Source organism: Kitasatospora sp. NPDC004615, assembly GCF_042873545.1.
Classification (GTDB): domain Bacteria; phylum Actinomycetota; class Actinomycetes; order Streptomycetales; family Streptomycetaceae; genus Kitasatospora.
Genome location: NZ_JBIALQ010000012.1, coordinates 26,921 through 40,480 on the forward strand (window position 1 = coordinate 26,921; position 13,560 = coordinate 40,480).

Here is a 13,560-nt window from a genome sequence, read left to right on the forward strand (position 1 = left end):
TGCGCGGGAGCTGTCAGGTTCTCGGCTGACGGTTCGTCAATCAGGCGTAGGCTCCGAGTCAATCCATCACGAACGACACCTTTGGGGGTACCGCCATGACCGATTCGCCGCTCCTGGACGTACTGGCCCGCTACCAGCGGGCGATGCTCCGGCTGGACGCCGATGCGCTGGCGGAGCTGTATGCGCCGGACGGGGTGCACGAGTTCCCGTTCCGGTTCCCGGGCTTTCCGGCGCGGTTCGAGGGGCGGGAGGAGATCCGGGCGGGGTACAAGGCGGCGTGGTCGGGGACTCCGGCGCGGCCGACGGGAATCGAGGAGACGGGCGTGCATCTGTCGACCGATCCGGAGGTGCTGGTGGCCGAGCAGACGGTGCGGGGTGAAATCGCGGGTGGGCGCGGCGAGTTCGCCATCCCGGGGCTGCTGGTGCTGCGGGTCCGCGACGGACTGATCGTTCACGCCCGCGACTACATGGACGGCCTCGCCGTCACCGGCGGGCTGCGCGAGCAGTAGGAATCGGGCCGGCGTCAGCCCCGTACGGCCTCGCCCGCGTGGACGGCGCGGAGAGCCCGTTCGACCGTCTCCTGCTGTTCGCCGACCGGGGCCACGTAGCCGATGGCGCCGCGCGCGGCGTCGGTGCCGAGTGCGCGGGTGATGACCCAGGTGGCGAGGTACTGGGATGCCAGGCAGCCGCCCGCGGTGGCGATGTTGCCCTCGGCGTGGAACGGGGCGTCCAGGACGGTCACGCCGCGCGCTTCGACGAAGGGCCGGGTGGTGACGTCCGTGCAGGCGGGCATGTCGTTCAGCAGTCCGAGCCGGGCGAGCACCAGCGCGCCGGAGCACTGTGCGCCGATCAACTGCCGGGCGGGGTCGAGCGGGAGCCGCGAGATCAGCCGGTCGTCGGCGACCACGTCGCGCGTTTTCACGCCGCTGCCGATCAGGACGACGTCGGCTTCGGTGACGAATTCCATCGGGCGCTGTCCGGTCACCTCCACGCCGTTCATGGAGGTGACCTGCGGCGTCGGGGTGGTGATGAAGGCCTCCAGGCCGTCCTTGCGGCAGCGGTTGATGATGGCGGAGGCAATGAAGCTGTCGAGTTCGTTGAATCCGTCGAAGGTGACCACGGCTACCTGCATCACAACTCCTTCAAGGGCACGGTGCCCCAAGTCTCCCCCGACGCATCGTCCCGTCAAGTGAGGCGAACGAGCTGTCAGTCGTGACCGAGCCGTTCCAGGACGGCCATGGCCGCGATCACCGTCTGCCGTTCCGCTTCGGTGCACTTGGTCTGGAGTTCGGCGGCGAGCCATTCGCTGCGGGCCCGTCGGCCGTCCTCGGCGCGGCGGCGGCCCTCGGGGGTGAGCACGATGAGCATCCGGCGGCCGTCGTCGGGGTCGCGGCGGCGTTCTACCAGGCCCTGGGCGGTGAGGGCGGCGATGGTGGTGGCCATCGACTGGTGGCGCATGCCCTCGGCGACGGCCAGGTCGCTGGTGGTCAGGCCCTGGCCGTCGTTGTCGAGCAGCCGTCCCATGGCGGAGGCCTGGGTGAGCGTCAGGTCGCCCGTTCCGGCGGCGGCCCGGATGCGCCGGCGCAGGCGGCCGATCACCGACCGCACCTGCTGCGAGGCCTGCACGGCGGACGGTGCGGCCTCCGGGTCTTCACTCACCTCCGGGTCTTCACTCATGGGGGTCACCCTAGGTTCCCGGCGGCCGGATGTAGCGGCGAACTGTGTATTCGGGCCGCTCAAAAGCTCCGGGACCGACGGCTCACCTCGGTGCCCGGAAGCCGCCGATCTCCCGTTCCAGCAGTTCGGCCAGCCGCAGCGGGGTGCGGTCCTCGAACATCGGTCCGATGATCTGCACGCCGACCGGCAGGCCCTCGGGTGACGGTCCCGTCGGGACGGCGGTGGCGGGCAGGCCGGGCATGGTGGCCACGCCGGCCCAGACGAGCTGATCGAAGTACGGGTACTCGGCGCCGTCGATGTCGAGCCGGCGCTGGAGCGGGTCGGGGTTGTGGTCGTGCGGGAACGCGGGCGTGGGCGTGATCGGGCACACCACGGCGTCGTACTCGGCGAAGAGCTGCCGCCAGCCGTGGCGGTGGAGCTCGCGGCGGAAGTTCACTCCCATCCAGTCGCTGTGGCTGAGCACCATGCCGCGCAGCCCCGCCGCGTCGAGGCTCTGGTCGTCCGCCGCCAGCCCGGCGGCGCGGGCCTGGATGTGCTCACGCGCTTCGACGGGGAAGCGTGCGATGGTGCCTGCGAACAGGAGCTGCCGGTAGATCCGGGCGGCGTCGGCGAGGTCGGGCAGCAGCGGACTGTGCCGGTCGACGCGGGCGCCGCCTGCGACGAGCGCGTCTGCCACCCGGTTCAGGCCCGCCCGCACGGCGGAGCCGGTCGGAATGTACGGGTGCTCCTCGACGACCAGGACCCGGAAGTCGCCGATCCGGTCGTGGCGCGCGGGCGGCAGCGCCAGCTGGTACGCCACACCGTGCGTCAGCGGGTCCGGCCCGGCCATGACGTCGAGCAGCAGCGTGAGGTCACGGGCGGTGCGTGCCATCGGGCCGACGACGGCGAGGTCGTGCTCGGACGGCAGGGCCGGCCCGGGCGGCGGAACCATGCCGCGGCTCGGCAAAAGCCCGAGTGTCGGTTTGTGCGCGTAGACACCGCAGAAATGCGCGGGGGTGCGCAACGAGCCGCCGAGGTCTGAGCCGATGGACAGCGCGCCGAAGCCGGACGCCAGGGCTGCCGCCGATCCGCCGGAGGATCCGCCCGAAGTACGGCCGTGGTTCCAGGGGTTGTTGGTGGTGCCGTAGATCTCGTTGAAGCTCTGGATGTCCTGCAGCCCGGGGGGCACGTTGGTCTTGCCGAGCACCACCGCGCCCGCGGCCTTGAGCCGCGACACCTGGAGGGCGTCCTCGGCCGGCACGAAGTCCCGGTGCGGCGGCAGGCCCCAGGTGGTGGGCAGCCCGGCGATGTCGTAGCACTCCTTGACCGTCACCGGGATGCCGAGCAGCGGCCGGTCCTCGCCGCGGGCGCGTGCCTGGTCGGCGTCGCGCGCGGCGGCCCGGGCGCGGTCGAAGTCCGGCACGCAGATCGCGTTGATCGTCTTGTCGTCCCGCTCGATGCGGGCGATCGCCTCGTCGGTCAGCTCCACCGAGGTCACCTCACCGGCGCGCAGGGCAGCGGCGAGTTCTTCGGCCGACTTGAAGTTCCAGTCCATGAATCGGACCGTACGCGCCCCCGGGACCGGGCACGAAATTGAATTTCGCACAACGGGCCCGCTGTCCGAATACCCGTCAATTCACTCCGACCAGCGGCAAATCGACCCGACCCGTCAAGCCAGTACCAGCCCGTAGTCCGCCAGCCAGCCGCGCAGCTGGGCCCGTTCGGCGCGGGCCAGCGAGCCGCCGGTGAAGCGCGGGTCGTCGGTGACTTCCGCAAGACAGTTCGCCGGGGGCACGAACGTTTCTGCGTCCTCGGTGGTCTCGAACTCGGCCTCCGCCAGCACCAGTCCGAGCAGCCGGCCGTCGAAGACGTCGATGCCCAGCGGCGGGACGCTCAGCCGGGTCTTGGTCAACTCCCGGCCGGGCAGGCTGTCCAGCAGCACGGAGTACTCCTCCCCCGACAGGTACAGGTTGGTGATCAGGCCCTGCACCGGGCCGGTCGTACCCGGCGGCGCCGGGATCTTCTGGGTGAGCTTGTGCGCGCACTCCCCGGTGTCGATCCGTTCGACGTGACGCAGCCGCAGACGGGTGCCGTCCACGTACCGGTCGGTGATCAGCCGGGCGCAGGTGACCGCGCCCGGCGCCGGGACCCGGGCGAGCAGGAAGCGCCGCTCCCGCTCCACCCGCGCGTACTTGCTCCCGGCCGCGGCCTGCACCGGGCCGTGCCCCGAAACCGCCGCTCCCGAAACCGCCGCCTCCGAAACCGCCGTTCCCGAAACCGCCTCCGAAACTGAAGCCTCCGGAACCGACCCCTCCGAGCCCGTCTTCACCGGGTCCGTTCCCGTCCCCGCCGCGGGCGAATCGCCGCAGCGCCGCCCCTCCGCGTCCTGCGCCCCCATGCCGTGTCTCCCCGCTGCACGTTGTACCGCCGCGCCCGCACCGCCCATGGCGGCCCGCCGCGCGACCTCCCCGTTCGGGCCGCCCGTCCCCTCGGGGGCGGCCGTGCCCAGCGTAATGCGCGAACCGGACCGGGGCCCGCGGATGTCCGTCATCTCCGCGGCTCCGGCTACTGGTTGAGGGACGGGAACAGGTCCAGGAACGGTTGCGTGGTGACCGACATGCCGCGCCCGAACGGGTCGTCGAAGTCCCAGATCAGGAACAGCAGGAAGCCGATCAGCGCGCTGAACGTGCCGGCCAGCACCAACTCCCGCCCGGAGCGCCGGATCTGGAGCGCGAACAGCATGCCGACGGTGACCAGGGCGCCGACGATCAGGCCGAACCAGACCACGCCGGGCATGGTCGGACCGGTGTTGCCACCACGGGAGTTGCGGGTCTCGTCGGCGATGGCGATCTTGTCCATCATCGCCTGGTACGCCTGCGCCTCGATGTCGTTCTGCGGGGCCCGGGAGGCCACGCCGGTGCGCAGCTTGGCGAGCAACTCGGTTCCCTCCGGGGAGAGTTCCCCGTCGGTGCGCATGTGGTGCCACTCGGTGTTCACCACGAACGACACGTAGGCGTCGACGTCCTTGACGACCGTCGCCCGGTAGTCGGCGGGGAACACCTCGGCCCGGGCGCTGACTTCGTGCAGCGACTGTGCCTCGCGCTGCACGTCGTCCTGCGCGGACGACCGGGTCTCCCAGACGCCGGCGATCGCCAGGCCCAGCACGATGGCGTACACGACGCCGATCATCATGGTGATGTACTCGATGACGTCGGGCGTCTCCGAGGTGTCGTCGTGCAGGTCGGTCTTGCGGTGCCTCACCAGCATGACCGCGACGACGACCAGGCAGGCCCCGGCCATCGCGATGGCGAGCGCCAACCATTCGGACATGACAGGTCCTCTCCTGTTGCTTGGGTAAACGTCAACAACTCGGCTGAAATGAAAGGGACTTGACGGCCCGTCAGGAACGGCCTCGGGCCCGGGACTTCCCGCTCGGGCGCAGCGCCGCCGCGGCGAGGACGGCGGGGATGGTGACCACCAGCATGCGGGTGGTGGTGGGGGCGCCGTGGCGTTTGGGCGGTTCGGCGTGCACCACCGGCGGCGGCAGATGGACGGACGGCGTCGGCGCGGGAATCGGGGTGAGCGTCGCCGGTTCGGGGGTGGGCGGCGCGGGCGCGATCGGCGCGGCGCTGCGGGTGGGCGCGGGCCGCGGCGGCGGGGGTGTCGGCGGCGCGGGCTTCGGCGGTGTCGGCACCGGCGTCGGCGTCGGTTTCGGCGGCGGGCTTGGTTCGACTGTCGGGCTGGGCTTGGGAGTTGGCGAAGGCTTGGGTGTCGGCGTGGGCGTCGGCCGCGGGTGGCAGTGGTGCCCGTGCCCGTGCCCGTCCCCGTCCCCGTCGCCGTCGCCGTCGCCGTCCTGATCGTCTCCCCCGCCGTGGCCGTGCCCGCCACCGCCCCCGTGGCCCCCCTGGCCCCCCTGCAATCCGGCCGTCGCGAGCTGGACGTCGGCCCCGCCCTCGGCATCCACCTCGACGTGCGCCCCTGCGGCGTCGACGGAGGTGTGCACGTGGACGCAGATCTCCAGCCACCGCCCGTCGCCCCCGTCCCCCCGTTCGCTCACCGTCGTGGCGGCCTGCGTACCGGCCTGCGCGCCGGCCTGGGTGGCACTGGTGAGCACCGCGCACACCACGACGACCCCGGCGAACGCCCCGGCCGTCCGAACTCCCGCCGCCCGGGCCGCCCGACGTCTGGTCCGGGTGGGTAAGGTCTCCGCCGCGTTCCCGCCGCTCGCGGGCGGCCGGTCGTTCCGCTGCCTGGGCGTGTGCATGGGCGTGGTCCAACCTTCCTGTGGCTGTGGACGGGTGGCTGTGGACCGTCGAACTGGCCGCGGCCGGGGCCGGAGCGCAGTCGAGGGTGCACCGGAGGACCGGTGCCGTTCCGCGCAGAAACGGAACAGCATGATCAATCCGACGCACCCTCAACTGGGCGGACCGCCGTTTGGTTACGGCCTCCGACGGTTCACCCTTGGTCTTCCTCGTGACAGCTCTCGGCCTTGCCTCAGCGGACGGCGATCTCCACGTTCTCGAGCACGCCGAGCGCGTCGGGCACCAGGATGGCCGCGGAGTAGTACGCGGTGACCAGGTAGTTGATGACAGCCTTCTCGTCGATGCCCATGAAGCGGACCGACAGGCTGGGCTGGAACTCGTCGGGGATGCCGGTCTGGTGCAGGCCGATGACGCCCTGGTTGTCCTCGCCGGTGCGCAGCACCAGGATGGAGCTGGTGTTCTCCGGGGTGATCGGGATCTTGTTGCAGGGCAGGATCGGGACGCCGCGCCAGGCCGGCACCTTGTGGCCCTGCATGTCGACCGTGTCGGGGTACAGGCCGCGCGAGTTGAACTCGCGGCCGAGCGCGGCAATGGTCTTGGGGTGGGCCAGGAAGAACTCGGAGTCGCGGCGGCGGCTGAGCAGTTCGTCCAGGTCGTCGGGGGTGGCGGGGCCGGAGTGGGTCTGGATGCGCTGGTCGAAGGCGCAGTTGGAGAGCAGACCGAACTCGCGGTTGTTGATCAGCTCGTGCTCCTGGCGCTCGCGGAGCGCCTCGACGGTGAGCTTGAGCTGCTGCTCGATCTGGTTCATCGGCTGGTTGTAGAGGTCCGCGACGCGGGAGTGGACCCGGAGCACGGTCTGCGCGATGGACAGCTCGTACTCGCGCGGCTTGAGCTCGTAGTCCACGAACGCGGTGGGCAGCAGGTGCTCGCCCTCGTGGCCTGCGGACATCGCGATCTCGGCCTCGCCGAGCTCGTTCTGCCGCTGCAGCGGGAGGCTGGCGAAGTCCCGGATGTGGGCCTGCAGGCTCTCGGACTGCGCGAGCACCGACTCGAAGTCGGACCGGGTGAGGGTGAGCAGGGTGCCGGAGGTCTTGGCGGTGGCGGTGTAGTCCCAGCTGGCGTCGGCGTCCAGCAGGGCGTTCTCGCCGAACCGGTCGCCGTCGCCGAGGACGCCGATGACCGCGTCGTCGCCGTACTTGCCGGTGGAGATCTGGTTGATCTTGCCGTGCGCGATCAGGTGGATCTTGTCGGACGGGGTGCCGCGCTCGACGAGGGTCTCCCCGGCCCGGAAGTCGCGCTGCACGCAGCGGTCGGCGATCGCGGACAGCACGTCGTCGTCCTCGAAGCCGCGCAGCAGGGCGAGTTCACCGAGCTCCCGGGGGATGACCCGGACATCGCCGCCGGTCTGGATGAACTCGATCCGGCCGTCGCCGACCGTGTAGGTCAGACGGCGGTTGACCCGGTAGGTACCGCCGGAGGTCTGCACCCAGGGCAGCATCCGCAGCAGCCAGCGGGAGGTGATCTCCTGCATCTGCGGTGCGGACTTGGTGGTCGTCGCCAGGTTGCGTGCGGCGGCGGTGGTGAGGCTGGTCTGCTGGCGCTGCGCCTGCTGAGTCTCCGGGCTGCTGTCCACGGACATCGGGCCGGGCTCTCCTTCGTCTCGCCACGTGAGCTGACGCTGCGTCAGATCCGTGGGTGTGTTGGGGTCTTGGCAAGGTAACGAGGGGATGGCTGAGGGTGTCGGAGGGCCTTCGGGTCACCGGGCCGCCCACTGCCTCCCGAACAGTAGATCTTTGCCACTCCCAGCACTGCCCCCGAGGCCGATGGTGCACCCGATCAGGTGAATCTTGCCCCCGCGAGGATTGGGACTGCCTCCGTCCGGTTTGCCATTCGGGGGACGCGCGGCAACTCAGGTTGACCGCGAACCACCCGCCCCGGAGGCCACAGCGCCGCCCGGCGCTCCGTCAGCGGGTCTCCGGCTGCACCCGAACCAGGACCTCACCGGTGCCGGTGCGGAGGTAGAGCACCGACCGCCCGGCACGCCGGCGCTGCACCAGCCGGGCGTCGAACAGCACCTTCAGGTGCCGGCCCACCGAACCCAGGCCCTGCCCGGTCAGAGCGACCAGCTGGGTGGTGGCCTTCCGGGCGCCGAGCAGCACCAGGACGTCCGCCCGGGCCGGGCCGAGCAGCCGGCCCAGCGCCTCGCGGCCGCGGCGGACGGTCTTCCTGGCGCTCTGGGTGCCGAACGGGCTGGTCGTCGGCTGCGAGTCCTGCTACGTCCGCTACGCGCCGAAGGAGGCCGCGGCCTGCTGCTCGCGGGCGGCGCGGTCGACACGCCGGCCGGGGGCATCGCCGTCGGCCGCTTCGTCTCCCGGCAGTGGCAGGACCGGCTCGGCGTCCCGCTGTGCCTGCTGCTCGCCGCGCCGTTCCTGCTGTTCGCCCTGCACCCGCCACTGCCCGTGCTGCTCGCCGCCGCTGTCCGTACTGCTCGCCGCCGTCACAGTCGCCGCGCTCGGCTACGCGACCGGCCTGATCTTCCAGGACGGCCTGACGCAGCTGACCCCGGACGAACTCGGCGGCCACGCCTTCGGGTTGCACGGCTCGGGCCTGCTCGCCGTGCGGGGCGTCGGCGCCGCCCTGGCCGGCGCGGTGGCCGAACGCACCTCGCCCGCGACGGCGATCGCCGTGCTGGCGGCAGCCTCCCTGACCGTCACCCTGCCGCTGGCGCCCGGGCTCCGCTCCGGAACGGCAGCTGCGGCCTGACGCCCTTCAACGGGCGGCCGGCCGGTCCGTAAACACCGCACTTTCCCTCGTTTTCCGCCACGCCCCCGCTTTCCTCCCGGCCCGGAATTCCACCGCCTACGATCGACCTCGAGCGACTTCGCACCTGACGCTTCGTCAACTCGTCGCCCACGGAGCCGGAAAAGGCCATCAGCGGGTGCCAGGAATTGGCTTCCCCCTCCAGCGGAGCTGTCACCCCGGTGAGCGTTTCCGCCCGTCGGGCCTCCCGGGCGGGGCCCGCATGCCTGCGCCGAACCTATTGACCCCCGGGTTGCGCCGCCGCATACTCCCCCTGTCCCCGACCACCGTCGGATTCGCGGGGACTCCGGTGGAACGGATTATCGCTACCTGGAGGATCGGAATTGGCTGGGCCGTGGGAGGGACTTCCGCGCGATTTGTCGGCCGAACTCAGGGCGGAGCAGCAATCCTTGGCTTCCGAGATCATCCGGGAGATCAGGTCCGCCGTCCCGGAATTCGCCCGCCCGCTCTCCGGCCAATTCGGCGCCGGAATCCAGCAGGGCGTGGAGACGGCGCTCGCCGAGTTCGTCGACCGGGTGGCCGGGCTGCCCGCCCCCGGCCTGCGGCAGGTGCGGGTGTACCGCTCGCTCGGCCGGGGCGAACTCGCCGAGGGCCGCAGCCTGGACGCCCTGCAGGCGGCGTTCCGGCTCGGCGCCCGGATCGCCTGGCGCCGGTACGCCCGGGTGGCCCGCCGCCGCGGTCTCGGCCCGGAGCAGCTGGTCACGCTGGCCGAGGCGGTGTTCGCGCACATCGACGAGGTCGCGGCGGCCAGCGTCCAGGGCTACATGGACGCCCGCACCGACCGCGCCGGCGCACTCGGCCGGGCCCGGCACCGGCTGCTCGACCTCCTGCTGTCGGGCGCCGAGCCCGCCGAACTCGCCGCCGCCGCGCAGTCCGCGGACTGGCCGCTGCCCGCGTTGCTCTCCGGGGTGTCGCTCGACCCGCGCTCCCCCGCTCCGCTCCCCACCGCCCGTCAACCCCTCGCCCGCGTCGCCGCGTTCGGCGCCCGGCCCGCCGGCGGCGGACGGCTGCCCGAGCACGTCCTGGTCAACCTGGACGGCCCGCAGCCGCACCTGCTGCTGCCCGACCCGGCAACGACCCTCGCCGACCCGCGAGTTGCCGCGGCGTTGCACGGACGCGGCGCGGTGATCGGCCCGCCGGTGCCGCCCGCCCTGGCGGCGCAGTCGCTGCGCTGGGCCCGGCTGGTCCGCGCCTCCCTCCCGCAGGCCCCGGATCAGCCGGTGGACTGCCGCGAGCGCTTCTCCGACCTGCTGCTGCTCACCGACCCGGCCCTGGTCCGCCTGATCGCCGAACGCCGCCTGGCCCCCCTCGCGCCCCTCACCCCCAAGCAACGCGAACGCCTCGCCGCCACCCTCCTGGCCTGGCTCCAGACCGGCCGCGGCACCGCCCCTCAGGTCGCCGCCCGCCTCGGCATCCACCCCCAGACCGCCCGCCAGCGCCTCCACCGCGTCCACCGTCTCTTCGGCCCGTCCCTCGCCTCCCCCGACGCCCGCTTCGAACTCGAGGTCGCCCTCCGCGCCACGCCCATCCGATAGGCCCGGCGGCCCCTGCGGCGGAGCCCGTCCGGTGCCGAACGGGCAGGCCGGTCAAGGCCGTTCGAGGTCGGACGGCTACGATCCGAACAGGAGCGATCAAGGGGAGGCATGAACGTGCTGGACAAGCTTGGTGTGCTGGACGGACTGGACGAGTTCTGCGAGAAGGCGCTTGCGGCGCACGGCTGCCCGTCGGCGAGCGTGGCTGTGGCGCAGGGCGACGAGATCGTGTTCGCGCGGGCCTACGGGCTGGCGGACGTCGCGGCGGACGTCGCCGCCACCCCGGAGACCGTCTACGGGCTGGCGTCGATCACCAAGTCGTTCACGGCGGTCGCCGTGTGCCTGGCGGCCGATCGCGGGCTGATCGACCTCGACGCACCGCTGCCCGGCGAGCACCCGTGGGCGACGGTGCCGACGCCGCGTCAGCTGTTGCAGCACCGGGGCGGGTTCCCGGCGTACTACGACTTCTACTACGGCGAGGAGCCGTCACCGATCGACCCCGCCTTCTACCGGCGCCAAGTCCGCGAGCCGGGCGGCGACTTCGAGTACTCCAACCACGGCTACCAGGCACTCGGCCGCCTCCTGGAGCAGGCCACCGGCCAGCCCCTGCGCACCTACCTGCGTGAGCAGATCGCCGAACCGCTCGGCCTGTCCTCCTTCGAGCTGGCCGACCTCCCGCCCGCCGCCGCGCCCGTCGCGCAGCGCTACACCCCCGACGGCCGCGGCTACCCCGGCTGCCGCACCAGCGTCCCGGCCGCCGGGGCGGGCTGGGCCACGGCCGGTGACATCGCACTGTTCGCCCGCCGCTCCGCGCGGCTGCTCCGTCCGGCCACCGCGGCCGCCGTGCTCGACGCGCTGCCCATCACCGACCGTCTCGGTTACGGTCTCGGCCGGATCGTCCAGCGCGAGAACGGCTCGCTGATCAGCAGCCACGGCGGCGGCATGGGCGGCGTCGCCGCCATGATGATCGACCTGCCCGACCGCGAACTCTCGCTCGCCGTCCTGACCAACAGCACGAACAAGGCCGCCCGCGACGCCGTGGTCCGCCACCTGATGGACGCCCTGGCCCCCGAGTTCGACCCGGCCCACCTGGCCCCCGTCACCAAACAGGACACCGAGCTGACCCTGCCCCCGGGCAGCTGGACCGGCCACATCGACACCCCCGACGGCGAAGTCCCACTGCACCTGGACGCCCTGACCGACGGCCAGTTCCGCGTCCGCCTCGCCGACCTCCCCCCGGCCACCGTCCCCGCAGCCGCCTCCGACCTCTGGGACGTGCGCCTCATCGCCGACCTTCAACTCCCCACCACGGACGCCCGGGTGAACAGCCCGTCGTTCGGACTGGAACTCCGCACGGACGGCGCCGAACTGACCGGCCGCGCCATCGCCCTCAAGAACGGCGACCGCGAAGGCTTGCTCGGCCCCTACCTGATCCACTCCTGCCGACTGCGCCCCGCCGGCTGAAGTCCTCCCGCTACCTCTTCGGCCACACCACCGCCTGAGCCACGATGACCCGCTCGCCGTCGAACGTGACGGCGGGCCCCTCGTGCAACTCGTAGCCCAGCGCGAGCGCTTCGCTGACCCGGTGGCAGAACGCGGCGTCGTCCGGCCCGGTCAGGACGCGGTAGCGGGGCAGTCCGTCCGGCGGCGTGCTCGAAAGTGTGCTCATACCCACAGGATTCCAGACCGCGCCCCCTCACTCCGCGCCGGAGGGGGCGCTCCGCCCTCACCGAACACTCCGTCCGCGCACCACCCGCCGCTGCCGCAGGCCAGGGGCCCGCCGCTAGCTTGGAGGCAGGTCAAGACCCCATCCCCCACGGAGGGTCGGAGCATGAAGCTGCGTGTTGCGGCCGCGCTCGGTACGGCGGCTGTGCTGGTCTCCCTGGTCGCCGGCTCCGGCACGGCCCACGCCTATGTGAACGTCGACAACATCGTCATCGGCAGCAGCGAGTTCATCGATCACCACCTCGGAAGCGTGTACGGCAGCTACGAGTTGAGCTCGACCACCTACAGCACCAGCGCGGCCAACCTCCGCTGGAAGATCGCTTCCGCCGCGCCCGACACCGGATACCCCAACGTCCAGATCCGCAACGACAGCAGTGGGCGCTGCATCCGGGCGATGAGCTCCTCCGTCGTCCAGATGAAGTCCTGCAACAGCCAGGACCCTTTCCAGATCTGGGCGATGACCCAGGGCGCGATCGGCACCCAGTTCTTCAACTTCGCCGTCCGCTCCTGCCTGGACAACGGCAACAACAGCCCCTACCTCTTCCACGAGGAGGGCTGCAACCGCAACAACCCGTACCAGAGCTGGTTCCTCGTCCGCTGACCCACCCAACCCACCCGACAGCCCCTGCGAAGAAGCGCCCTACTCGCCCGCCACGCCCTCGCCGCTCGTTCCCTCACCGTTGAAGAACGCGGCCAGACCCCGGGCCCCGGCCGGCGAGTGGACCAGCGCCATCACCCGGTCGGACTCGGCGGCGACCTCGGCGGTGCGGGCGAACATCTCGGACTCGTGGACGCGCAACGCCCTACCCGGATCGCCGGGGTGAGCATCTGGAAGCGCCCCGAACCCCCGGCCCGACGAACCCCGCACCCCCTCAGCCGCGAACTGATCGTCGGCGCGGCACTGGAACTCGCGGACGCGGACGGCCTGGAGGGCGTCTCGATCCGCCGGGTGGCAGCGGCGCTGGAGGTCGGCCCGATGCGGCTGTACGGGTACATGGACACCAAGGACGAGCTGCTCGACCTCCTCGCAGACGCGGTCTACGCCGAGATCGTCCCGCCCTCCCCCGGCCACCTGACCTCACCACACGCTGGCGTCAACCGCAGGCGGCCAGGGCTCGATCTCGGCCGCCCACTCTGCCGCCGCCTGCAACACCGACTCGGCCGTCAGCCGGCACGCGACCACGAACGGCTCGCCCGGACGGGCCCGGCGCTGCCAGGGAGGCGAGAACTCGAGATCCAGGCCGACGCGCAGCTCGACCAGACCCTCATCGGTCCAGCTGACGGCAAAGGTCAAGTTCGGCTCGGTGAAGCCCAACTGGCTTCCACCCGCCTGCCCAGGGCCGGAGGGCCGGACGCCTGCCCGGCCGAGCCATCGCGCCAACTCGACGGCGTCGTCGGCGGTCAGCGCCTGCCAGCGGAACGACCACGTCCCCTGCGGACAGTGGGCCGCCCCTTCTACGACCAGCCAGCTCTGCCGCTGCCGCGGGTCGACCGCATCGGGGAACTGGTAGCCCACAAGGCCCAGTTCGACACCATGCCCGTCGTTGTCGATCAGCCTCATCGGC

The 13,560-nt window shown here is 71.9% G+C and carries 16 protein-coding genes and 2 pseudogenes; 7 read left to right on the plus strand and 11 right to left on the minus strand.

What is annotated here, in order from left to right; translation table 11 throughout:
* Positions 1 to 95: 95 nt before the first annotated feature.
* Positions 96 to 509: a nuclear transport factor 2 family protein gene (locus tag ACFYS8_RS31955; RefSeq protein WP_387647750.1), complete on the plus strand. Its 414-nt coding sequence runs from the start codon at positions 96 to 98 to the stop codon at positions 507 to 509.
* 14 nt (positions 510 to 523) lie between these two features.
* Here ACFYS8_RS31955 and ACFYS8_RS31960 read toward each other — a convergent pair whose 3' ends face one another.
* The 6 genes from ACFYS8_RS31960 to ACFYS8_RS31985 all read right to left on the minus strand — a co-directional run bounded on the left by ACFYS8_RS31960 (position 524) and on the right by ACFYS8_RS31985 (position 5,350).
* Positions 524 to 1,132, minus strand: a complete 609-nt coding sequence (locus ACFYS8_RS31960) for a DJ-1/PfpI family protein (protein WP_387647753.1) — start codon at positions 1,130 to 1,132, stop codon at positions 524 to 526.
* A gap of 74 nt (positions 1,133 to 1,206) precedes the next feature.
* A complete protein-coding gene (locus ACFYS8_RS31965) occupies positions 1,207 to 1,677 on the minus strand; it encodes a MarR family winged helix-turn-helix transcriptional regulator (protein ID WP_387647756.1) in 471 nt (156 codons plus the stop codon).
* Between the two features lie 82 nt (positions 1,678 to 1,759).
* Positions 1,760 to 3,211 carry an amidase gene (locus ACFYS8_RS31970; RefSeq protein ID WP_387647758.1) on the minus strand — a complete coding sequence of 484 codons (1,452 nt, stop codon included), beginning with the start codon at positions 3,209 to 3,211 and terminating at the stop codon, positions 1,760 to 1,762.
* A 114-nt stretch (positions 3,212 to 3,325) separates the two neighbouring features.
* Positions 3,326 to 3,871 carry a hypothetical protein gene (locus ACFYS8_RS31975; protein ID WP_387647761.1) on the minus strand — a complete coding sequence of 182 codons (546 nt, stop codon included), beginning with the start codon at positions 3,869 to 3,871 and terminating at the stop codon, positions 3,326 to 3,328.
* Between the two features lie 350 nt (positions 3,872 to 4,221).
* A complete protein-coding gene (locus tag ACFYS8_RS31980) occupies positions 4,222 to 4,986 on the minus strand; it encodes a hypothetical protein (RefSeq protein ID WP_387647764.1) in 765 nt (254 codons plus the stop codon).
* Positions 4,987 to 5,056: 70 nt separating this feature from the next.
* Complete coding sequence (locus ACFYS8_RS31985) at positions 5,057 to 5,350, minus strand: hypothetical protein (RefSeq protein WP_387647766.1); 294 nt, start codon at positions 5,348 to 5,350, stop codon at positions 5,057 to 5,059.
* Between the two features lie 108 nt (positions 5,351 to 5,458).
* On the opposite strand from ACFYS8_RS31985, the gene ACFYS8_RS31990 reads away from it, so the two are divergent.
* The gene (locus ACFYS8_RS31990) at positions 5,459 to 5,857 is read left to right on the plus strand and encodes a hypothetical protein (RefSeq protein WP_387647769.1); all 399 of its coding nucleotides are present in this window, start codon (positions 5,459 to 5,461) and stop codon (positions 5,855 to 5,857) included.
* Between the two features lie 293 nt (positions 5,858 to 6,150).
* Here ACFYS8_RS31990 and ACFYS8_RS31995 read toward each other — a convergent pair whose 3' ends face one another.
* Entirely contained in the window at positions 6,151 to 7,557 is a 1,407-nt protein-coding gene (locus ACFYS8_RS31995; RefSeq protein ID WP_387647772.1) for a family 2B encapsulin nanocompartment shell protein, read from the minus strand.
* A 325-nt stretch (positions 7,558 to 7,882) separates the two neighbouring features.
* Positions 7,883 to 8,122, minus strand: a pseudogene (locus ACFYS8_RS32000) (ArsR/SmtB family transcription factor); the annotation flags it as partial.
* 34 nt (positions 8,123 to 8,156) lie between these two features.
* Between ACFYS8_RS32000 and ACFYS8_RS32005 the strand changes: the two are divergent.
* From ACFYS8_RS32005 to ACFYS8_RS32015, 3 genes are all read left to right on the plus strand, one after another.
* Positions 8,157 to 8,681 carry a hypothetical protein gene (locus ACFYS8_RS32005; protein WP_387647773.1) on the plus strand — a complete coding sequence of 175 codons (525 nt, stop codon included), beginning with the start codon at positions 8,157 to 8,159 and terminating at the stop codon, positions 8,679 to 8,681.
* Between the two features lie 446 nt (positions 8,682 to 9,127).
* Positions 9,128 to 10,273, plus strand: coding sequence for a helix-turn-helix domain-containing protein (locus tag ACFYS8_RS32010; RefSeq protein ID WP_387647775.1), 1,146 nt, complete (start codon positions 9,128 to 9,130; stop codon positions 10,271 to 10,273).
* Positions 10,274 to 10,381: 108 nt separating this feature from the next.
* A complete protein-coding gene (locus ACFYS8_RS32015) occupies positions 10,382 to 11,734 on the plus strand; it encodes a serine hydrolase domain-containing protein (RefSeq protein ID WP_387647777.1) in 1,353 nt (450 codons plus the stop codon).
* 10 nt (positions 11,735 to 11,744) lie between these two features.
* On the opposite strand, the gene ACFYS8_RS32020 is transcribed toward ACFYS8_RS32015, so the two are convergent.
* Positions 11,745 to 11,939, minus strand: coding sequence for a DUF1737 domain-containing protein (locus tag ACFYS8_RS32020; RefSeq protein ID WP_387647780.1), 195 nt, complete (start codon positions 11,937 to 11,939; stop codon positions 11,745 to 11,747).
* A gap of 162 nt (positions 11,940 to 12,101) precedes the next feature.
* Between ACFYS8_RS32020 and ACFYS8_RS32025 the strand changes: the two genes are divergently transcribed.
* Positions 12,102 to 12,596, plus strand: a complete 495-nt coding sequence (locus ACFYS8_RS32025) for a ricin-type beta-trefoil lectin domain protein (protein ID WP_387647782.1) — start codon at positions 12,102 to 12,104, stop codon at positions 12,594 to 12,596.
* Between the two features lie 39 nt (positions 12,597 to 12,635).
* Here the strand turns inward: ACFYS8_RS32025 and ACFYS8_RS32030 are convergent, their stop codons facing one another.
* Complete coding sequence (locus ACFYS8_RS32030) at positions 12,636 to 12,794, minus strand: hypothetical protein (RefSeq protein ID WP_387647785.1); 159 nt, start codon at positions 12,792 to 12,794, stop codon at positions 12,636 to 12,638.
* Positions 12,795 to 12,815: 21 nt separating this feature from the next.
* Here ACFYS8_RS32030 and ACFYS8_RS32035 point away from each other — a divergent pair.
* Positions 12,816 to 12,956: pseudogene (locus tag ACFYS8_RS32035) on the plus strand (TetR/AcrR family transcriptional regulator); the annotation flags it as partial.
* Positions 12,957 to 13,073: 117 nt separating this feature from the next.
* Here ACFYS8_RS32035 and ACFYS8_RS32040 read toward each other — a convergent pair.
* The gene (locus ACFYS8_RS32040; protein WP_387648248.1) at positions 13,074 to 13,556 is read right to left on the minus strand and encodes a hypothetical protein; all 483 of its coding nucleotides are present in this window, start codon (positions 13,554 to 13,556) and stop codon (positions 13,074 to 13,076) included.
* Between the last annotated feature and the right edge of the window lie 4 nt (positions 13,557 to 13,560).